At 55.8% G+C, this 21,518-nt stretch carries 18 protein-coding genes and 1 riboswitch; of the genes, 5 read left to right on the top strand and 13 right to left on the bottom strand.

Features of this window, described 5'->3' with window-relative positions; translation table 11 throughout:
* Positions 1–40 precede the first annotated feature (40 nt).
* The 4 genes from polB to araB form a co-directional block, all read right to left on the bottom strand.
* Positions 41–2,398: a DNA polymerase II gene (gene polB, locus C813_RS42235; protein WP_017457900.1), complete on the bottom strand. Its 2,358-nt coding sequence runs from the start codon at positions 2,396–2,398 to the stop codon at positions 41–43.
* Between the two features lie 73 nt (positions 2,399–2,471).
* A complete protein-coding gene (gene araD / locus C813_RS42230; RefSeq protein ID WP_017457901.1) occupies positions 2,472–3,167 on the bottom strand; it encodes an L-ribulose-5-phosphate 4-epimerase in 696 nt (231 codons plus the stop codon).
* 49 nt (positions 3,168–3,216) lie between these two features.
* Positions 3,217–4,719, bottom strand: a complete 1,503-nt coding sequence (araA, locus tag C813_RS42225) for an L-arabinose isomerase (RefSeq protein ID WP_017457902.1) — start codon at positions 4,717–4,719, stop codon at positions 3,217–3,219.
* Between the two features lie 10 nt (positions 4,720–4,729).
* A complete protein-coding gene (gene araB / locus C813_RS42220) occupies positions 4,730–6,421 on the bottom strand; it encodes a ribulokinase (protein WP_017457903.1) in 1,692 nt (563 codons plus the stop codon).
* Between the two features lie 337 nt (positions 6,422–6,758).
* On the opposite strand from araB, the gene araC reads away from it, so the two are divergent.
* On the top strand, positions 6,759–7,604 hold the full coding sequence (araC, locus tag C813_RS42215) for an arabinose operon transcriptional regulator AraC (protein WP_017457904.1): 846 nt from the start codon (positions 6,759–6,761) through the stop codon (positions 7,602–7,604).
* A gap of 127 nt (positions 7,605–7,731) precedes the next feature.
* Complete coding sequence (locus tag C813_RS42210) at positions 7,732–8,502, top strand: DedA family protein (protein ID WP_017457905.1); 771 nt, start codon at positions 7,732–7,734, stop codon at positions 8,500–8,502.
* Here the strand turns inward: C813_RS42210 and thiQ are convergent.
* The 4 genes from thiQ to sgrR all read right to left on the bottom strand — a co-directional run bounded on the left by thiQ (position 8,496) and on the right by sgrR (position 13,572).
* Positions 8,496–9,197: a thiamine ABC transporter ATP-binding protein ThiQ gene (gene thiQ, locus C813_RS42205; RefSeq protein WP_017457906.1), complete on the bottom strand. Its 702-nt coding sequence runs from the start codon at positions 9,195–9,197 to the stop codon at positions 8,496–8,498. The genes C813_RS42210 and thiQ overlap by 7 nt on opposite strands.
* The gene (gene thiP / locus C813_RS42200; RefSeq protein WP_017457907.1) at positions 9,181–10,791 is read right to left on the bottom strand and encodes a thiamine/thiamine pyrophosphate ABC transporter permease ThiP; all 1,611 of its coding nucleotides are present in this window, start codon (positions 10,789–10,791) and stop codon (positions 9,181–9,183) included. Before thiP ends, thiQ begins: the two co-directional genes overlap by 17 nt.
* Positions 10,767–11,750 (bottom strand): thiamine ABC transporter substrate binding subunit, encoded by a 984-nt coding sequence (gene thiB / locus C813_RS42195; RefSeq protein ID WP_017457908.1) that lies wholly within the window; start codon positions 11,748–11,750, stop codon positions 10,767–10,769. The genes thiP and thiB overlap by 25 nt, the downstream gene beginning before the upstream one ends.
* 30 nt (positions 11,751–11,780) lie before the next feature.
* Positions 11,781–11,880: riboswitch (TPP riboswitch) on the bottom strand.
* Between the two features lie 36 nt (positions 11,881–11,916).
* Positions 11,917–13,572, bottom strand: coding sequence for an HTH-type transcriptional regulator SgrR (gene sgrR, locus C813_RS42190; protein WP_017457909.1), 1,656 nt, complete (start codon positions 13,570–13,572; stop codon positions 11,917–11,919).
* 87 nt (positions 13,573–13,659) lie between these two features.
* On the opposite strand from sgrR, the gene sgrT reads away from it, so the two are divergent.
* A complete protein-coding gene (sgrT, locus tag C813_RS46580; RefSeq protein ID WP_017457910.1) occupies positions 13,660–13,812 on the top strand; it encodes a glucose uptake inhibitor SgrT in 153 nt (50 codons plus the stop codon).
* Positions 13,813–13,949: 137 nt separating this feature from the next.
* Complete coding sequence (locus tag C813_RS42185; protein WP_017457911.1) at positions 13,950–15,128, top strand: sugar efflux transporter; 1,179 nt, start codon at positions 13,950–13,952, stop codon at positions 15,126–15,128.
* A gap of 34 nt (positions 15,129–15,162) precedes the next feature.
* Here the strand turns inward: C813_RS42185 and leuD are convergent, their stop codons facing one another.
* The 5 genes from leuD to leuL form a co-directional block, all read right to left on the bottom strand.
* Positions 15,163–15,768 carry a 3-isopropylmalate dehydratase small subunit gene (leuD, locus tag C813_RS42180; protein WP_017457912.1) on the bottom strand — a complete coding sequence of 202 codons (606 nt, stop codon included), beginning with the start codon at positions 15,766–15,768 and terminating at the stop codon, positions 15,163–15,165.
* Between the two features lie 11 nt (positions 15,769–15,779).
* Positions 15,780–17,177: a 3-isopropylmalate dehydratase large subunit gene (leuC, locus tag C813_RS42175; protein ID WP_017457913.1), complete on the bottom strand. Its 1,398-nt coding sequence runs from the start codon at positions 17,175–17,177 to the stop codon at positions 15,780–15,782.
* Positions 17,178–17,179: 2 nt separating this feature from the next.
* On the bottom strand, positions 17,180–18,271 hold the full coding sequence (leuB, locus tag C813_RS42170; RefSeq protein ID WP_017457914.1) for a 3-isopropylmalate dehydrogenase: 1,092 nt from the start codon (positions 18,269–18,271) through the stop codon (positions 17,180–17,182).
* Positions 18,271–19,842: a 2-isopropylmalate synthase gene (leuA, locus tag C813_RS42165; protein ID WP_017457915.1), complete on the bottom strand. Its 1,572-nt coding sequence runs from the start codon at positions 19,840–19,842 to the stop codon at positions 18,271–18,273. Before leuA ends, leuB begins: the two co-directional genes overlap by 1 nt.
* Positions 19,843–19,935: 93 nt before the next feature.
* The gene (gene leuL, locus C813_RS47705) at positions 19,936–20,022 is read right to left on the bottom strand and encodes a leu operon leader peptide (RefSeq protein ID WP_110093646.1); all 87 of its coding nucleotides are present in this window, start codon (positions 20,020–20,022) and stop codon (positions 19,936–19,938) included.
* Between the two features lie 473 nt (positions 20,023–20,495).
* Here leuL and leuO point away from each other — a divergent pair, with 473 nt between their 5' ends.
* A complete protein-coding gene (leuO, locus tag C813_RS42160) occupies positions 20,496–21,458 on the top strand; it encodes a transcriptional regulator LeuO (RefSeq protein ID WP_017457916.1) in 963 nt (320 codons plus the stop codon).
* Positions 21,459–21,518: the final 60 nt, after the last annotated feature.

Here is a 21,518-nt window from a genome sequence, read left to right as displayed (position 1 = left end):
AGCGGTAGTGTTGCAAGCCGGGAAACTCGACAGGTAAATCTCAAAAGAGTCCCAGCTGCCCTGTAAGTAGTGTAGCAAAATCGTCGTCAATGAAAGGCAGAATTCCCTCAGCGACTGGCTGTAGCTGCTTACTCAGATAGTGATCGTAATCGAGCGGCGAGTGCTGGTAATCCACCGGCTCTGGCCCGCTGGTGGTCCAGACATATTTGATGGTGCCGCGGTTCTGATACTGCGCCGGGCGGCCCCGTTTGCGGTTCTCTTCATCCGCCAGCCGCGCAGCGCGCACGTGCGGCGGCACATTACGTTCATATTCGGAAAGCGCTCTGCGCAGGCGCTTGCGATAAATAAGCTGATCGTCGAGTTCGCCCGCCATCAGGCTGGCAATAGTGTCACGGACATAATCCTGATAATGCTCATTGCGAAACACACGCAAGTAGAGCGTTTGCTGGAACTGCTGCGCCAGCGGTGTCCAGTCGGTACGCACGGTTTCCAGCCCCTTAAACACCATGCGCTGGTTCTCGCCTTCCTGAATCATCCCGGCGTAACGCTTTTTACTACCCTGTTCGGTGCCGCGAATGGTGGGCATCAGAAACCGGCAGAAATGGGTTTCAAACTCCAGCTCCAGCGCGCTTTCCAGTTGCTGGCTTTTAAGATGCGCCGACCACCAGCCATTAACGCGTTCCACCAGCGCGCGGCCAATACGCGCGGCATCCTCTTCGCTATGGGCTTGCTTTAGCCAGACGAAGGTGGAGTCGGTGTCGCCATAGATAACGTCGTAACCCTGCGCTTCAATCAGCGCCTTGGTCTGGCGCATGATCTCGTGGCCACGCATGGTGATCGATGATGCCAGCCGCGGATCAAAAAAGCGGCAGGCGCTGGTGCCGAGCACGCCGTAAAACGCATTCATAATGATCTTCAGTGCTTGCGACAGCGGCTTGTTGCCATGGCGTTTGGCCTCATCGCGTCCGTGCCAGATCTGCCCGACAATCCCCGGCAGGCAATGTTTTTCACGCGAAAACCACGCGCCCAGAAACCCCTCGGTACTGTGCGCGTTATCCGGCTGCGCCATGCCCTCAACCAGGCCGACGGGATCAATCAGAAAGGTACGGATAATAGACGGGTAGAGGCTTTTGTAATCCAGTACCAGCACTGAGTCATACAGGCCGGGGCGCGAATCCATTACATAACCCCCGGGGCTGGCCTGCGGCGGCACGCCACCGAGATTCGGCGCGACATAGCCTGCGCGGTGCATACGCGGGAAATAGAGGTGGCTGAAGGCCGCCACCGAGCCACCATGGCGATCAACGGGCAAACCGTTCACTGTGGCGCGCTCCAGCAGAAACGGCATGATCTCCGTCTTGTGGAAGATGCGCGTCACCAGTTCACAATCTTTCAGGTTATAGGTGGCGAGCGCGGGTTTATCTTCTGCGAAACGCCGGTCGATCTCATCCATGCGATCCCACGGGTTATCAATCGCCTTGCCTTCGCCAAGCAGCTCCCTGGAGACCGCTTCCAGCGAGAACGACGAGAAGTTCCAGAACGCGGATTTCAGCGCTTCAATCCCGTCAATAATCAGCCTGCCGGCGGCCTGTGCGAAGAAGACGCCATTCTTAAAACCGTGCTCGCGCCACTCCAGTTCGCTGCCGTTACGCCCGAGCGTCAGCGGAACACGGTAGCGCTCGGCGCTTTTTTGCAGCACGCGCAAATCGAATTGCACGACGTTCCAGCCAATAATCACATCTGGATCGTGCGCGGCAAACCAGGCGTTGAGTTTTTCCAGCAGTTGCGGGCGACTGGCAACGTACTCCAGCTCAAAATCCAGCCCCTGCGCGCTGCCGTTTTCTGGCCCGAGCATATAGACCGTGCGCTGTCCGCAGCCTTCCAGACCGATGCAATAAAGCTCGCCATGGCGGCTGGTTTCGATATCCAGCGACACCCATTTCAGCGGCGGGCGATAGTGCGGGCTGGGTTTCAGCCGCGCGTCAACCAGCGCGGTACCTTGTGGTGTGCCGTCGACCCACACCGGCGCGGTGATAAAACGCTCCATCAGAAAGCGTTCCGGCGGGCGAATATCAGCTTCGTAAACGGTGATGCTGTCATCGCGCAACATTTTTTCAATGCGCATCAGTTGGCGATGAGCACGACAGTAAAGGCCATACACCGGCTGGCGGTGAAAGTCGTTCAGGTTCAGCGGCGTTACGCGCCACTGTTTTTCGGCGCGCAGCAGTAGTTTTGCTTTTTCCACCTGCGCAGCGGGAATAAAGGCGACCGACTCTTGCGGTGGCAGCACGACGCGCAGCGGGCCATTATCCGTCGCCAGCCAGAACTCTACCTCGGTTCCGCCGGGGGTATCCCGCCAGTGTCGGGTTAAAATAAAACCTTCTTGCGCCTGCGCCACAGCCGTCTCTCATAAAACAAAACCAGGCGAGATTATAGCCTGGTTTGTTGTCTGGTGCTGTGGTTTTATACAGCTATTGACCGTAGTAAGCCTTCGCGCCGTGCTTACGTAAATAGTGTTTATCCAGCAGCGTTTGTTGCATGGCGGGTAATTCAGGCGCGAGCTGACGGCAGAAAATACCCATATAAGCCACTTCTTCCAGCACGATGGCGTTATGGACCGCGTCATCTGCGCTTTTACCCCACGCGAACGGGCCATGAGAATGCACCAGCACACCGGGCATTTGCGCCGGATCGATACCCTTTTTCTCAAAGGTTTCGACGATCACATTGCCGGTTTCCCACTCGTATTCGCCGTTGATCTCCTCGTCGGTCATCTTACGGGTACACGGGATCTCGCCATAAAAATAGTCGGCATGCGTGGTGCCCGTTGCCGGGATCGGCTGACCAGCCTGCGACCAGATGGTGGCGTGGCGCGAATGGGTATGCACAATGCCGCCGATGGTCGGAAACGCCTGGTACAGCAGGCGGTGAGTCGGCGTATCGGAAGAGGGTTTTTTCGTGCCTTCAACCACCTCGCCGGTAGTGATGTTGACGACCACCATATCGTTAGCGGTCATAATGCTGTAATCCACACCCGAAGGTTTAATCACCATCAGGCCGCTTGCACGGTCAACGGCACTGACGTTGCCCCATGTCAGCGTGACCAGGTTATGTTTTGGCAGCGCCAGGTTGGCTTCCAGCACCTGCTGTTTTAATGCTTCTAACATGCGTTCCTCCAGGAAAGATGGCCTGCCGCAGCAGGCCGGGTGTTCCCTGTTAACGTTTTGAACCGTAATACACTTCATTCCAGCGCAGTGCGTCTTTAAACGCGGGCAGGCGGGTGTCGTTGTCGATAACCGTCAGCTCAAGATCGTGCAGTTCGCTGAACTGGCGCATATCGTCGAGCGTCAGCGCCTGGCTGAAGACAGTGTGGTGCGCGCCACCGGCGAGGATCCACGCTTCAGACGCGGTCGGAAGATCCGGCTGCGCTTTCCACAAGGCGTTGGCGACCGGCAGCTTCGGCAGGTCGTGCGGGGTTTTCACCGCCTCAACGCAGTTCACCAACAGGCGGAAACGATCGCCTAAGTCGATCAGGCTGGCGTTAATCGCCGGGCCGGTTTTGGTGGAGAAGATCAGGCGTGCCGGATCGGCTTTGCCACCGATACCGAGGTACTGCACATCCAGCGTTGGTTTTTCGTCAATGGCGATAGAAGGGCACACTTCCAGCATGTGCGAGCCAAGCACCAGATCGTTGCCGTGCTCAAAGTGATAGGTGTAATCCTCCATAAAGGAGGTGCCGCCGTTCAGCCCGCCGGACATCACTTTCATGATGCGCAGCAGCGCGGCGGTCTTCCAGTCGCCTTCACCAGCGAAGCCGTAGCCTTGCTGCATCAAACGCTGTACCGCCAGACCCGGCAATTGTTTCAGGCCGTGCAGATCTTCAAAGGTGGTGGTGAAAGCGTGGAAACCGCCCTCTTCGAGGAAGCGTTTCAGACCCAGCTCGATACGTGCGGCGTCAAGCACGTTCTGGCGTTTATCGCCATGAACCTGCGCGGCAGCCGTCAGGCGATAGCTGCTTTCATACTCATCCACCAGCGCGTTGACATCACCCTCGCTCACGGCGTTCACTACTTGCACCAGATCGCCCACGCCCCAGGTATTGACCGAGAAACCGAACTTGATCTGTGCCGCCACTTTATCGCCGTCAGTGACGGCCACTTCGCGCATGTTGTCGCCGAAACGCACCACTTTCAGCTGGCGGGTATCCTGTTTAGAGACCGCCTGGCGCATCCACGCGCCGATGCGTTGATGGGCGTGTTGATCCTGCCAGTGGCCGGTCACCACGCTGTGCTGCTGGCGCATACGCGCGCCGATAAAGCCGAACTCGCGGCCGCCGTGCGCGGTCTGGTTGAGATTCATAAAGTCCATGTCGATGCTGTCCCACGGCAGGGACGCATTGAACTGAGTGTGGAACTGCAGCAGCGGCTTATTGAGGATAGCGAGGCCGTTAATCCACATTTTCGCCGGTGAGAAGGTGTGCAGCCACACCACCATCCCGGCACATTTGTCGTCGTAGTTGGCGTCGCGGCAGATGTGGGTGATCTCATCCGGCGTGGTGCCCAGCGGTTTCAGCACCAGTTTGCAGGGGAGTTTCGCTTCCGCATTGAGGGCGTTGACCACCTGTTCGGCGTGCTTCGTCACCTGTTTCAGAGCTTCCGGCCCGTACAGGTGCTGGCTGCCAATGACGAACCACACTTCATAATTGTCGAAAATAGTCATGATCTTGTCCTTAATGAGTTAACGCGGCCTGCGAGACTGTCGCGGCTGAAGGGAGATAGTGTTGCTCGGCGCTCTTCGCCCACTGCTGATAGCGGCGATAGAGGCGTTCAAACTGTTGCGCCTGCGCGGTCGGTTGCAGGGTTTTTTCGATGGCGCTGGCCATTTTCAGCTGCGCCGCCGGGATATCGGCATGCACTTGCGCGGCGACAGCGGCAAAAATCGCCGCACCCAGCGCGCAGCACTGTTCAGATTCGACCACCTGTAATGGGCGGTTCAGCACATCGCAGCAGGCCTGCATTACGCCGAGGTTTTTACGTGCGATACCGCCGAGCGCCATTACGTTGTCGACGGCAATACCCTGTTCGGTGAAGCACTCCATAATGGCGCGCGCGCCGAATGCGGTTGCGGCAATCAACCCGCCAAATAGCGCCGGAGCGTCGGTGGCGAGATTCAAATCAGTAATGACCCCTTTCAAACGCTGGTTGGCGTTTGGCGTACGGCGACCGTTAAACCAGTCGAGGATCACAGGCAGATGTTCGAGCGATGGATTTTTTACCCACGCATCGGTCAGCGCAGGTAAGAGTTGTTTCTGGCTGGCTTTGATCTGCGCTTTCAGCTCCGGGTGCTGCTGCGCCAGCTGTTCAAGCGGCCAGCCAAGCACGCGACCAAACCAGGCGTAGATATCACCAAAAGCGGATTGCCCGGCTTCGAGGCCGATAAAGTCCGGCACTACGCTGCCATCGACCTGGCCGCAAATGCCTTTTACCGCCCGTTCACCAACGCTCTGTTTGTCGGCAATCAGAATGTCGCAGGTAGACGTACCGATGACTTTCACCAGCGTATTCGGTTGTGCGCCCGCGCCGACTGCGCCCATATGGCAGTCGAACGCGCCGCCGGAGATGACAACGAATTCAGATAACCCAAGACGCTGCGCCCATTCGGCCGTCAACGTGCCGACAGGTAAATCTGCGGTATAGGTGTCGGTAAACAGCGGCCAGTTGAGGTGCTTATTAATGATGGGATCGAGTTCATCAAAGAACGCGGCGGGCGGCAGGCCACCCCAGCTTTCATGCCACAGGGATTTATGCCCGGCGCTGCAACGACCGCGACGAATGGCTTCCGGGCGTGTGGTGCCGGAGAGCAGAGCAGGAACCCAGTCACACAGTTCGATCCACGAGGCCGCAGCCTGCGCGACAGCGCTATCCGCGCGGGTAACGTGCAGGATTTTTGCCCAGAACCATTCGCTGGAGTAAATACCGCCAATGTAGCGCGAGTAGTCAGTTTTGCCGGGGGTGTGGCACAGGCGGGTGATGGCTTCCGCCTCTTCGACGGCGGTGTGGTCTTTCCACAATACAAACATCGCGTTCGGGTTGTCGGCAAATTCGGGGCGCAGCGCCAGCACGCGGCCTTCGGCATCAATCGGCGCGGGTGTTGAACCGGTGCTATCGACGCCAATGCCTTTGATCTCGGCGCGTTGTGCGTCGCTCAGTTCTGCCAGCACATTTTTCAGCGCCGCTTCCATCGACTCGATGTAATCGCGCGGGTGGTGGCGAAATTGGTTATGCGGCGCATCGCAATAACGTCCCTCCTGCCAGCGTGGATACCACTCGACGCTGGTGGCGATCTCCGCCCCGGATGTGCAGTCTACCGCCAGCGCACGTACTGAATCGCTGCCGAAATCGAGGCCAATTGTGATTGCCATGTATCTTGCTCCATGAAGAATAACCGTTAGAAAAACGATAGTGAGCGGCGGCAAAAACCGTCAGGCAGGATCCGCTAATCTTATGGATTAAAATGCTATGGGATCGCAAAGTGTGACGCCGTGCAAAAATTCGATGTGGACATTTCTGCCGCCTTTATAGACACTTCCGTTATCCCTTTTTGCCCTGTTCAACGGCGTTTAAAAGGCGTAATCGCTTTTGTCTGGCGGGATTAGACAATTGGCGTGTTTATGCCTCTTGCCTGCGGGCGGCTGAGGAATGACGGGATTCTCAATATGGACAATTGGTTTCTTTACCAGGTACGGGAGTATTGCGTTTATGGCTGAATCACAGAACGATCCACTGCTGCCAGGGTACTCGTTTAATGCGCACCTGGTGGCGGGGCTGACCCCCATTGAAGCCGACGGTTATCTCGATTTTTTTATCGACAGGCCGCTAGGCATGAAGGGCTATATCCTGAATCTCACCGTGCGCGGCGAGGGTGTGGTGATGAACCACGGCAAGCAGTTTGTTTGCCGCCCTGGCGATATTCTGCTTTTCCCGCCGGGTGAAATTCACCACTACGGACGTCATCCTGACGCCACCGAGTGGTATCACCAGTGGGTTTACTTCCGTCCGCGCGCCTACTGGCACGAGTGGCTGAACTGGCCGACCCTGTTCGCTCAAACCGGTTTTTACCGCCCTGATGACGCGCATATGGAGCGTTTTCGCGAGCTTTTCGCGCAAATTATCGATGCCGGGCAAAGCGTTGGACGCTATGCGGAACATCTGGCGATAAATCTGCTGGAGCAGTTGCTGCTGCGGCGCATGGAAGCGATTAACGAATCGCTGCACCCGCCGCTGGATAACCGCGTGCGCGACGCTTGCCAGTACATTAGCGATCACCTGGCGGATAACCATTTTGATATCGCAAGCGTTGCCCAGCACGTCTGCTTGTCGCCTTCGCGCTTGTCCCACCTTTTTCGTCAGCAACTGGGCGTGAGTGTGCTGAGCTGGCGCGAGGATCAGCGCATCAGCCAGGCAAAATTACTGCTTAGCACCACGCGAATGCCTATTGCCAGCGTAGGGCGCAATGTTGGCTTTGACGATCAGCTCTATTTCTCGCGGGTTTTTAAAAAATGCACCGGTGCCAGCCCCAGTGAATTCCGCGCGGGATGTGAATAAAAGGTAAAGAATGGCAATGAAAGGTTCTGCAATGTGACATAACCGGTAAAATTTTCAGATAATTGAAAGCTTGACGCTCGTGGATGACCTCCGGAGAATCCAGCGTTCATTCTGAACAGGACACCTTATGGAAGCGTTGCTGGAACACTTTATTACCCAATCTGCCACGTATTCGCTGGTGGCGATTATGCTGGTGGCGTTTTTTGAGTCGCTGGCGTTAGTCGGGCTGATTTTACCCGGCACGGTAATGATGGCGGCGCTCGGGGCGCTTATCGGCAGCGGTGAAGTGAACTTCTGGCATGCGTGGCTGGCGGGGATTGTTGGCTGCCTGCTCGGCGACTGGATCTCCTTCTGGCTGGGCTGGCGTTTTAAAGGGCCGCTGCACCGCTGGTCGTTTATGAAAAAGAACAAAGCGCTGCTCGATAAAACCGAACACGCGTTGCATCAGCACAGCGTATTTACCATTCTGGTTGGGCGTTTTGTCGGGCCGACGCGCCCGCTGATCCCGATGGTCGCCGGGATGTTGGATCTGCCCATCCGCAAGTTTTTACCGCCGAATATTGTTGGCTGCCTGCTGTGGCCGCCGTTCTATTTCCTACCCGGTATTCTGGCCGGTGCGGCAATTGATATCCCCGCCGATATGCAAAGCGGTAACTTCAAATGGCTGTTATTGCTGACCGCGTTGCTGCTATGGCTGGCCTGCTGGTTATGCTGGCGGTTATGGCGTGCGGGGAAATCCGGTGTTGACCGTTTGACAAACTACCTGCCACGTCGCCGCCTGCTGTGGCTGGCACCGGGCACACTGGTCGTCGCTGTCGCGGCGGCGGTCGCGCTGGCACAGCATCCGCTGATGCCGATTTACCTCAACATTTTAGGCGATGTTGTTCGCGGTCACTGACCGCGAATACCCAGCAAACCAGACGCGGACGATTTGCCGCTGAGCAGCTCGTCCGTGTTGCCATCCCAGGCAATGCGCCCGTCGGCAATCACCAGCGAACGTTCGGCAATCCGCGCCGCATCCTCCACACTGTGCGACACCATCAACAGCGTTAACTGCTGGCGTCGGCACACATCCTGCACCAGCGCGAGCATCTCCTGGCGCAGCGCCGGGTCGAGTGCGGAAAACGGTTCATCAAGCAGTAACACCGGCTGTTCACGCACCAGGCAGCGCGCCAGTGCCACGCGTTGACGCTGACCGCCGGAAAGTTGCTCCGGCAGGCGCGCCAGCAGTGATTCCAGCCCCATCGTTTCGGCGATTTGCTCAAGTTTATGCTGCTGGTCGCTATTCAGCTTCAGACCCGGGTTTAACCCCAGCCCGATGTTTTGCCGCACAGTGAGATGAGTAAAGAGGTTATTTTCCTGAAACAGCATCGATACCGGGCGCTGCGAGGGCGTCGTGTGCGTGTGATCCTCGCCCGCGATGGTGATTGTGCCGCTGGCGGGGGTGAGAAACCCGGCAATCAGATTTAGCAGCGTGCTTTTTCCCGCGCCGCTTGGGCCGAGAACGGCAATCTGCTCGCCCTGGGTAACAGAGAGGGGAAAGCGCATTGGCAGATGGTGATAAAGCCAGGTGACATCAGTCAGTCTTAGCATGGCGGCCCGGAAGTTTTTCAATCACGGTGAATAAGAAAAAGCACAGCAGCAGCAAGATGAGCGCGGTCACTGCGCCATCCTGGCTGCGGTACGACCCAATCTGCTGATAGAGATAAAACGGTAGCGTGCGAAAGTCGTCATTACCAAATAAGGCGACCACGCCGAAATCGCCAATCGACAGCACGCAGGCAAACGCCAGCGCCTGGGCCAGCGGGCGTTTCAACGCGCGCAGTTCGACCACGCGCAGGCGCTGAAAACCGTGCATTCCCAGCGACTGGCACAACATGCTGTAGCGGGAAGTCAGATCGCGCATTGGGTTTTCCAGCACTTTCAGCGCATAAGGAATGGCCATCAGCGCATTGGTGAAAATGACGATGCTATCGGCGGAAGTGGGCAGGCCAATGCTGTTATTGAGCAGCAGAAAGAAGCCCGTCGCTAGCACGATCCCCGGCATCGCGAGGATCAGCATGCCGCTGATTTCCAGCGCTTGCCCAGCCATGGTTAGCTGGCGCGCGCGTAACTCCCGGCTGCTCCACAACAGCATCATGGTCAGCACGACACACAATAGCCCCGCGCCCAGAGCGATGCGCAGTGATGTCCATACCGCTTGCCACAACACAGGCTCGGCCAGCACTTTCACCAGGCTCAGATTGAGGCCATCGACAATCACCGCCAGCAACGGCGGCAGCAGTAATAACAAAGCCAGCCCAATCAATATGATATCTGCGGTCTTGCTGAACAGCCGATCTTCCGGGTTGCGCCAGCCAGTAATCTGATGACTGCCCACGGCGATCGCTTTGCTCATGTGTTGGCTCAGTAGCACCAGCCCGAGGCAGCAGATCATCTGGATCAGCGCCAGCATTGCCGCGCGGGCGGGATCAAAATCGAAGCTGAGCGCCTGGTAGATTGCCAGTTCAATGGTGGTAGCCTGCGGCCCGCCACCCAGCGACAGCACGGTGGCGAAACTGGCGAAGCAGAGCATAAAAATCAGCGCGGCGACTGGCGGGATCTGACGACGTAACCACGGCCATTCGACAAAACGGAAGAATGCCCAGCCGCGCATACCAAGCTGTGCGGCCAGTTGCCGTTGCTCGCCAGGGATCTGCTCCAGCGTTTGTAGCAGCAGGCGCGAGGCCATCGGCAAATTAAAAAAGACGTGCGCCAGCAGAATGCCCTGTAAGCCATACGGCGAGAATGTCCACTCCACGCCAAGCGCGTGCCAGAGCGTTGCCAGCCAGCCCTGGCGACCATACACACTGAGAATGCCGAACACGGCGACCAGCACCGGCAGGATCAGCGTCATGGCGCACAGGCGTAGCAAGGCGAGACGACCAGGGAAACGCCGCCGATAGAGCGCGCGGGCAAGGAAAATCGCCGGTACGACAGAGAGCAGCGCGGAGAGAAACGCCTGCCAGAAGGAGAAACGCACCACATGCCACAGGTAGCTGTCTTGTAAAAAATCAGCCAGCCCGCTGAACGGGGCGTTTTGCCACAGCGCCAGAAATGCGGCCAGCGCCACCGCCACCATCAACGTGGCGGCGGTGAGGCCGGGCAGCAGCCAGCCAGCAATCAATGGCTGACGGCGCGTTGCCATGCATTAATCCATGTTGCGCGCTGGTTCGCTACCTCCTGCGAAGAGTATTCCAGCGAGGTTTGCGGTTTCACCAGGTGGTCGAAGCCTGCCGGTAAAGCGACATTGCTCACCGGGTACATCCAGTTACCGCTCGGGATAGTGTTCTGGAACGCGGGTGACACCATAAATTTCAGGAATTTTTCCGCCAGTTCCGGCTGTTTACTGGCTGCGGTACGGGCGGCAACTTCCACCTGCAAATAGTGACCTTCGCTGAAATTCGCCGCCGCGTAGTTATCTTTCTTCTCTTCAATAATGTGGTAAGCCGGAGAGGTGGTGTAGCTCAGTACCAGGTCGCTTTCCCCTTTCAGGAACAAGCCGTAAGCTTCGCTCCAGCCTTTGGTGACGGTGACCGTTTTGGCCGCCAGTTTCTGCCACGCTTGCGGCGCGTTGTCGCCATAGACTTTCTGCATCCATAGCAGCAGGCCGAGGCCTGGCGTGCTGGTACGTGGATCTTCATAGATAACGCGCCATTTCTGATCGCTTTCGACCAGATCTTTCAGGCTTTTCGGCGGGTTTTTCAGTTTATTTTTATCGTAGACAAACGCGAACCAGCCGTAGTCGAACGGTACAAACGTGTCGTTCTTCCAGCCGCCCGGCACGTTAACCGCATCGGTAGCGACGCCGCTTTTGGCGAACAGTTTGGTTTGTGTCGCAGCTTCAAGCAGGTTGTTATCCAGCCCCAGCACCACGTCGGCTTTACTGTTTTTGCCTTCCATGCGCAGGCGGTTAAGCAGCGAAACGCCATCTTCCAGCGCCACGAATTTCAGCTCGCAGTTGCAGTCGCTTTCAAAGGCTTTTTTTACCGCAGGCCCTGGCCCCCAGTCAGCAGAAAAGGAGTCGTAGGTGTAAACGGTCAGAACGGGTTTTGCAAAAACAGGCGCTGCGATCAGCAGCAGGAACGGCAGTGATTTTTTTAACACTTTGCACCTCAAAATGGGTGGCAAAGGATTTTGAGAGTCAGCCTCAAATCCCTTCGCCGGCGTTATCCGGATCAGGTTCGACGGGTATTTCTCAGCACACGCGCATGGCGCAGCACCCCGTTGAGAACGCCGCTATTGTAATGATTTGGTAAAAAATGCGAAAGCCTTATGGATCCGGTGGCGCAAACCAGGCGGATTTAAAGTCGAACCAGCCCAGCGTGTTCATGCGCAGCCCGCGCATGGTGCGCTGTCCCTGAATCCTCAGCCAGTGGTGGATCAGCGGTACGATGGCTTTACTGGCGAGCAACTGCTGCGACCAGACGGCAAGATTCATCTCCCCGTTGCGCCATTTTGCTACATCCGCCTGCCAGTCGAGCGGAATACAGTGCTGTAGCAGCGGCACTTCGTAGAGGTTGGCGAACACCGAAAAATCCAGTGGCAGCGTGAAATTGGCGCTGTTGAGCCAGATATCGCTCCCGGCTTCGCCCCGGTGCCATTCGTCATAATCCACTTCCTGCACGATAAGCTTCACGCCGTGTTCGGCCAGCAGCGTGCTCATGGTGCGGGCAAGCGCTTCGTGCTCATTGTGTTCGCGGTAGAAGGTGATGGTGAGCGTTTCCAGACCGGCCGGTTTCTCACCGCTGCCGGGGCGCGCATGGTGCCAGCGCGGCAGCAGGCCGTAAGCCGGGAACCAGTAACGCTGATACTGCTCATTGGCGTGCCACAACAGATTGGTGGGCGAGAGCACATGGCTGACCCACTCTCTGACCGCCGGATTCGCGCCACGGCTGGAACGCGCATCAAACAGCAGGTAATAACAGCCCTCTTCGAGGCGGCTTTCCACCGCTTTTTCGCCGTCGGTTGGCCCTTCAAGTGTCAGGCCGCTGGTCGGTTCATCGCTCAGGTCCGGCAACACCCAGACGTTGACTTCATCGATCAAGGCACGAAAGCCGAAGTAGTCATCAAAGGCGTGGATTTTTAGCTGGTTAGTGGTATTGCGCGTCACCGCGTAAGGGCCGGTGCCAATCGGCTGGCTGGCGAAGTTGCTCATCGTGTTCCATTCACGCGGCAAAATCATGGCGGGCACATGACCCATCAACCACGGTAGCCAGTTATCTGGCTGGCTGAGATGAATATCCAGCGTCCAGGGCGTCGGTGAGAGTACTTCGTAGATGTGCGAATAGAGCGGCAGGGCGGTGGCGCGCTCCAGAGAAGCAATCACATCGCTCATTTCCAGCTCGCGGCCATGGTGAAAATGAATGCCGGGGCGTAAATAAAATCGCCAGTGCAAAGGGGAAATCAGCTTCCAGTGGTGAGCAATATCCGCTTCCAGTTCCCCGTTTTCCTCATTTATGCGCGTTAGCGCACTGAAGATTTGTCGCGCTATATGGGTTTCGGAACGACGCAATGCGCTACCTGGCAGCAGGTTACGCAGTGGACGGTAGTAAAGCACCCGCAGGATATGTCGCCCCTGGCGAAAACTGCGGCCGAGATGCGAAACCAGCATCTGACGCACCGCCTTTTTATCACCGACCAGTTGCACCAGTTGATCGATACGATCCTGCTCCAGCAGGTCTTCGGCGCGCTGTTGCTGGAGTGCAAGGCCGGTATAAAGGAAGGTGAGCCGCGAACGTTTGCCGCGGCCGGCTTCCGCATCCCATGTCAGCCAGCCGCGCGCCTGCATGGTGTTAAGCAAGGTGCGCATGTGGCGGCGAGAACAGCTAAGCAGCTCCGCCAGCTCGTTGAGTGTGGTTTCTTGTGACTTCCCATCGCAGCATTGCCACAGACGGATGAACTGTTGTTGCAGGCGGCCGGACGACATAAAAGGGGAACTCCTGATGAAAACTCAGCAATTTATTTATCCCTATATTAAGCCAATACTTCTCTGCGATGAAAGCGAGGAGGTCATATGCAGAGATCATCCCTACGACGGTTTTATCTGGACTATTTTCGCGCCACGCAGGATGCGGGCTGGCTCGCTCGTCTGAGCGCACGCCAGCGCCTGAAAATGCTGGAAGAGCTGATGCAGTGGGAAGTGACAACGCCGGTCTCGAAGGACTGAATCGCCGACATTATGTGTGACTGAGTATTAAGTGCGAATGCACCCGCCAGCAAAACGTTTTTTGCTGGCTTTTTTCGTTTATGCTGGCGGGCGCCTTTTAGGCTTTCACTTTTTCCCGTTTTAACAAGGAAATCTCCATGCTCTGGTTAATGACGATGGGACGCCGCCTTAATGGCGTTTACGTCGCTTTTATGATCGTCGCCTTTATGATGGGAGTTGCCGGAGCGCTACAGGCACCGACGCTCAGCCTGTTTCTGAGCCGGGAAGTGGGTGCTGAGCCGTTCTGGGTCGGGCTGTTTTATACCGTCAACGCCATTGCCGGGATCGCTGTCAGCCTTGGGCTGGCAAAACGATCCGACAACCAGGGCGACAGGCGCAAGTTGATCCTCTTTTGTTGCCTGATGGCAGTGGGCAATGCGCTGTTATTCGCCTTTAACCGCCACTATCTGACGCTTATCACCTGCGGTGTGCTGCTGGCGTCGCTGGCAAATACCGCCATGCCGCAGCTTTTCGCACTGGCGCGCGAGTATGCGGACAGTTCCGCACGCGAAGTGGTGATGTTCAGTTCTGTCATGCGTGCGCAACTCTCGCTGGCGTGGGTGATTGGCCCACCGCTGGCGTTTATGCTGGCGCTGAATTATGGCTTTACCGCTATGTTTTCCATTGCCGCCGGGATTTTTGTTATCAGCCTGGTGCTGGTGGCGTTCTGGTTGCCTTCGGTGGCGCGTGTTGAACAACCCGCCGACGTGGCGGTGACGCAGGTCAGCGGCTGGAGCGATAAAAATGTACGCATGCTGTTTATTGCCTCCACGCTGATGTGGACCTGCAACACCATGTACATCATTGATATGCCGCTGTGGATCAGCCTGGAATTAGGGTTGCCCAACAAACTGGCCGGGATTTTAATGGGTACAGCGGCAGGGCTGGAGATCCCAGCGATGATCCTGGCAGGATTTTTTGTTAAACGTATTGGCAAACGGCGCATGATGGTCACCGCTGTCGCGGCGGGTGTGCTGTTCTACATCGGCCTGATTTTTTTCCACAGCCAGACGGCGTTACTTTCCCTGCAACTGTTTAATGCGGTGTTTATCGGCATTATCGCCGGGATTGGCATGTTGTGGTTTCAGGATCTAATGCCAGGGCGGGCAGGTTCGGCGACAACGCTATTTACCAACAGTATTTCGACCGGTGTGATCCTAGCCGGGGTGATTCAGGGCGCGCTGGCGCAAAGCTATGGTCACGGCGCGGTTTATATCGGCATTGCGGCGATTTCGGTGGTAACGCTGTGGCTGACCAGCCGCGTTAAAGATGTGTAAGCGAAAAAGGCCCGGAGACCGGGCCTTGTATGCACTAGCGCATAAAAGCGGGCTGTTTGTTTTCGTAAGCGGCGATGGCATCGTCGTGTTGTAATGTCAGACCAATGCTGTCCAGACCGTTCAACATGCAGTGGCGGCGGAAGGCGTCAATCGAGAAGCTGTAAGACTTCCCGCCCGCTTTCACTACCTGGGCTTCCAGATCCACTTCAAAGGTAATGCCCGGATTGCTCTGCACCAGCGTAAAGAGCTCATCCACTTCTTGATCGCTCAACGTTACCGGCAGCAGTTGGTTGTTAAAGCTGTTGCCGTAGAAAATGTCGGCGAAACTTGGCGCAATCACCACTTTGAAACCGTAATCAGTCAACGCCCACGGCGCGTGTTCACGTGACGAACCGCAGCCGAAGTTTTCCCGCGCCAGCAAAATCGACGCGCCTTTGTATTGTGGGAAGTTCAGCACGAACTCCGGGTTCGGCTGTTGGCCTTTGTCATCCAGAAAACGCCAGTCGTTAAACAGATGGGCGCCAAAACCGGTGCGCGTAACCTTCTGCAAAAACTGCTTCGGAATAATCGCGTCGGTATCCACATTCGCGGCATCCAGCGGAACCACCAGGCCGGTATGTTGGGTAAATTTCTCTGCCATGGTTGTTCTCCTTACAAGCTGCGAATATCAGCGAAATGGCCGGTCACGGCGGCAGCAGCAGCCATCGCCGGGCTGACCAGATGCGTGCGGCCGCCGCGGCCCTGGCGGCCTTCAAAGTTACGGTTACTGGTTGATGCGCAACGTTCACCCGGATTCAGGCGATCGTTATTCATGGCCAGGCACATGGAGCAGCCCGGCAAGCGCCACTCAAAACCGGCTTCAATAAATATTTTGTCGAGACCTTCGGCTTCCGCCTGCGCTTTCACCGGGCCGGAACCCGGCACGACCAGCGCCTGCACGCCCGGCGCGACTTTACGCCCTTTGGCTATTTCCGCCGCTACGCGCAAATCTTCAATGCGTGAGTTGGTACAGGAGCCGATAAAGACTTTATCAATAGCCACTTCCGTTAACGGTACACCGGGTTTCAGCCCCATGTAGGCCAGCGCTTTTTCCGCCGAAGCACGCTCAACCGGATCGGCAAACGAGGCCGGATCAGGAATGATATCGGTCACGGAAATGACCTGGCCCGGGTTGGTGCCCCAGGTCACCTGCGGGGCGATCTCTTCGGCCTGCAACGTGACGACGGTGTCGAAAACCGCACCTTCGTCGGTATGCAGTGTTTTCCAGTAAGCCACCGCATCATCGAAGTCTTTGCCCTTCGGCGCATGCAAACGGCCCTGCACATAGTTAAAAGTGGTTTCATCGGGAGCGACCAGACCGGCTTTAGCGCCCATCTCAATGGCCATATTGCACAGCGTCATACGGCCTTCCATGCTCAGCGCACGGATGGCATCGCCGCAAAACTCAACCACATGCCCGGTTCCGCCGGCGCTGCCGGTTTTACCAATGATTGCCAGCACGATATCTTTCGCGGTGATCCCTGGTGCGGCCGTACCTTTGACTTCAATCTTCATGGTTTTGGCGCGACCCTGTTTCAGGGTTTGCGTCGCCAGAACGTGTTCCACTTCGGATGTACCGATACCGAAAGCCAGCGCGCCAAACGCGCCGTGCGTGGCGGTGTGGGAGTCGCCACACACGATGGTCATGCCCGGCAGGGTAATGCCCTGTTCCGGCCCCATCACGTGGACGATACCCTGATATGGGTGGTTCAGGTCGTACAGCTCAACGCCGAATTCTTTGCAGTTTTTGATCAACTCCTGCATTTGAATACGCGCCATCTCGCCGGAGGCGTTGATATCTTTGGTTTGCGTCGAGACGTTGTGATCCATCGTCGCGAAGGTTTTACCCGGCTGGCGTACCGGACGGTGGTGCGCGCGCAGCCCGTCGAACGCCTGTGGTGATGTCACTTCATGCACCAGGTGACGGTCGATATACAACAGTGGGGTTTCGTTCGGCACTTCATAGACCACGTGGGCGTCAAACAACTTTTCGTACAAACTCTTAGCCATGATTACACCCCTTCGGCGACATAACGAGCGATGATGTCGCCCATCTCATCGGTACTGACAGCGGCAGCGCCACGGGCTAAGTCGCCGGTGCGCACGCCTTCTTCTAATGCACGATTGATAGCGCCTTCGATGGCGTCCGCCGCGTCGCCTGCATTCAGGCTGTAGCGCAGCAGCAGCGCCAGCGACAGGATCTGCGCAATCGGGTTGGCGATATTTTTCCCGGCGATATCCGGCGCGGAGCCACCGGCCGGTTCATACAGACCAAAACCTTGTTCGTTCAGGCTGGCGGAAGGCAGCATGCCCATTGAACCGGTTATCATGGCGCACTCGTCGGAAAGAATGTCGCCGAACAGGTTGGAGCACAGCAGCACGTCAAACTGGGACGGATCTTTAATCAGCTGCATGGTGGCGTTGTCGATATACATGTGCGCCAGTTCAACGTCCGGGTATTCACCGGCGATTTCGTTGACGATTTCGCGCCACAGCAGCGAGGTTTGCAGCACGTTGGCTTTATCAATCGAGTGGACTTTCTTGCGGCGTTTACGCGCTGATTCAAACGCGATACGCGCAATGCGCTCGATTTCAAAACGGTGATAGATCTCGGTATCAAACGCTTTTTCATGCTGACCGCTGCCTTCGCGGCCTTTCGGTTGACCGAAGTAGATGCCGCCGGTCAGTTCACGCACGCACAGAATGTCGAAGCCGTTGGCGGCGATGTCTTCGCGTAGCGGACAAAATGCTTCCAGCCCCTGATACAGTTTTGCCGGGCGCAAGTTACTGAACAGTTTGAAGTGTTTACGCAGCGGCAGCAGCGCGCCGCGCTCTGGCTGTTGCGCAGGGGGAAGATTTTCCCATTTCGGCCCGCCGACAGAGCCGAACAGAATCGCATCGGCTTGTTCGCAGCCTTCAACCGTGGCCTGCGGCAGCGGATTGCCGTGACGATCGATGGCAATGCCGCCGACATCATAATGGCTGGTGGAAATACGCATACCAAAACGGTTACGCACGGCTTCCAGTACTTTCAGGGCTTGTGTCATCACTTCCGGGCCAATACCGTCACCCGGTAACACAGCAATATGATAATTCTTCGACATCACACGGTTTCCTTGTTGTTTTCTTTGTTCTGAGCCTGGCGTTGCAACTCTTTTTCGACTTCAGCGGCGCGCCAGATATTGTTCAGCACGTGCACCATCGCTTTGGCGGAGGATTCCACAATGTCGGTCGCCAGACCGACACCGTGGAAACGACGACCGTTGTAGTTGACCACGATATCAACCTGACCCAGCGCGTCTTTGCCCTGGCCTTTGGCGCTCAAATCGTATTTCACCAGCTCGATGTCATAGGCCGTCACGCGGTTAATGGCCTGGTAGACCGCATCGACCGGGCCGTTGCCGTTAGCGGCTTCGGCTTTGATCTCTTCGCCACATGCCAGCTTCACGGACGCGGTGGCAATATCGTTGGAGCCGGACTGCACGCTGAAGTAATCCAGGCGGAAATGTTCTGGCTCTTCCTGCTGTTTATTAATGAATGCCAGCGCTTCCAGATCGTAATCAAAGACCTGGCCTTTTTTATCCGCCAACTTCAGAAAAGCGTCGTACAGGTTATCCAGGTTGTAGTCGGCTTCTTTGTAACCCATCTCTTCCATGCGGTGTTTCACCGCAGCGCGGCCGGAGCGGGAAGTCAGGTTCAACTGAACCTGGTTCAGGCCGATGGATTCCGGGGTCATGATTTCGTAGTTTTCGCGGTTTTTCAGCACGCCATCCTGGTGAATACCGGAGGAGTGGGCGAATGCGCCGGTGCCAACAATCGCTTTGTTCGCCGGAATCGGCATATTGCAAATCTGGCTGACGGTCTGGCTGGTACGCCAGATTTCATGGTGATTGATTTGGGTGTGCACGTTCATGATGTCTTTGCGCACTTTGATGGCCATGATCACCTCTTCCAGCGAGCAGTTACCGGCACGTTCGCCGATACCGTTCATTGCGCCTTCTACCTGGCGCGCGCCAGCATGGACTGCGGCGATGGCGTTGCCCACAGCTAAGCCTAAATCGTCATGGGTGTGAACAGAGATAATGGCTTTATCGATGTTCGGAACGCGCTCGTACAGCCCGGAGATAATATTGGCGAACTCGAACGGCATGGTGTAGCCGACGGTGTCCGGGATGTTGATGGTTTTCGCACCGGCATTGATAGCGGCTTCAACGACGCGCGCCAGATCGGCAATCGGGGTGCGGCCTGCATCTTCACAGGAAAATTCCACGTCGTCGGTATAGTTGCGGGCGCGTTTAACCATATAGATTGCACGTTCGATCACTTCATCCAGCGTGCTGCGCAGCTTGGTAGCGATATGCATCGGCGAGGTGGCGATGAAGGTGTGGATACGAAACGCTTCGGCAACTTTTAATGATTCCGCTGCAACGTCGATATCTTTTTCGACGCAGCGGGCGAGGGCGCAAACGCGGCTGTTTTTCACCTGGCGCGCAATGGTTTGTACGGATTCAAAATCGCCCGGGGAAGAGACTGGAAAACCCACCTCCATCACATCGACGCCCATACGCTCCAGCGCCAGGGCGATTTGCAGCTTCTCTTTCACGCTCAGGCTCGCCTGTAACGCCTGTTCACCATCACGTAATGTGGTATCGAAAATAACGACTTGCTGGCTCATGGTTTAGGTCCTTTGTCTCTTAGGTCGCCTCGCTACGAGCATAAAAAAACCCGCGCCAAGGCGCGGGTTCTTAGTCTTAACTGGAAGGACGATTCAACTCAGAATGTCGCCCACCGGTCTACCGCGCACGAGAGATGCGTTTAGTAGTAGTAGACCAGCGAAACCGACGTTGCGAATCATGAATCATGCTCCAGGTGAATGCGATATGCTTTTAGTGGTACTGGATACGTAAGTTAATGTCAACCCCTCGTCTGAAAAGCGCGTCTGAAGAGCGCTGATTATTTTGTTGCGCTTTAGTTAATAATTCTGTCCGTGTAACGAAAATGCGTTTTTCATGCTTACGAATGACCGTGTGTATCTGGCGTAATGCATTATTTAACGTCTTGCGTAAAAGCGAAGTGAATCGTCGATTGAGTTGTTAAGAAAAACAGCGATAGAGATATATTTTTATTGAGATTACAGAATGTTTGCCAGCGTAAAAATATATGAAGCGCTCCATTGATTTAAGATGAAATAGTAAATTTCATGCGCTATGAAAATAAAATAGGAGCTTTATATATTCCTAATTTGTCAAACCGTACTTCTAATAATGCTATATGCGTGATAAATCATCTTCCTGAATATTATTATTACGCAGGTCGAGGGAGTTCATGATGACGACGGATTGCAAAATACCTGGTGAAGACGTTTATAATCAGCATATTAATGAAGAGGGGAAACCGCAGTTACGTTCTGTCGATCTCAATTTACTGACTGTTTTTGATGCAGTAATGCAGGAGCAAAATATCACCCGCGCGGCACATGCTCTGGGAATGTCCCAGCCCGCAGTGAGTAATGCTGTTGCGCGTCTTAAGGTCATGTTTAATGACGAACTTTTTGTTCGCTATGGTCGTGGGATCCAACCAACCGCACGTTCATATCAACTTTTTGGTTCTATCCGCCAGGCGCTGCAACTGGTGCAAAATGAACTGCCCGGTTCCGGATTCGATCCGCTTAGTAGCGAACGGGTATTTAATCTCTGCGTTTGCAGCCCGCTGGATAATCTTTTAACGTCAGCAATTTACAATAGCGTGGAGAAAATCGCCCCCGGTATTAATTTGGTGTTTAAATCCGATCTTAATCACAGCACCGAGCACCAGTTGCGTTATCAGGAAATTGAGTTTGTGATTGGCTACGAAGAGTTCCGCCGACCGGAATTTTCATGTATCCCGCTATTTAATGATGAAATGGTGCTGGTCGTCAGCCATCAGCATCCCCGCCTTAATACGCTCACCACAGAAAACGCCGTTTTCAGAGAACAGCATGCAGTGGTTTCGCTGGACCGATACGCGTCATTTAGCCAGCCATGGTATGACAGCGTAGATAAACGCAGTTGTATCGCTTACCAGGGGATGGCGCTGACCAGCGTATTAAGCGTGGTCTCGCAAACACATCTGGTAGCGATTGCACCGCGCTGGTTAGTGAAGACATTTGCGGAAGGGCTGGATTTAGCGATGTTGCCGCTACCGTTGGATCTCAAGAGTCGAACATGTTATCTCTCCTGGCACGAAGCCGCAGGCAGAGATAAGGGCCATCAATGGATGGAAGAGCTTCTGGTGTCGGTATGTAGCCATTAACCATTGGGCAGAATCATCCAGCGGTGAAAACGTTTGGTTATTCTGCTCTGTTTTTTTCTA

This window comes from Kosakonia sacchari SP1 (genome assembly GCF_000300455.3).
GTDB classification, from domain to species: domain Bacteria; phylum Pseudomonadota; class Gammaproteobacteria; order Enterobacterales; family Enterobacteriaceae; genus Kosakonia; species Kosakonia sacchari.
The sequence above is the reverse complement of the archived record's forward strand: the minus strand, read 5'-3'. Positions and strand labels throughout refer to the sequence as shown.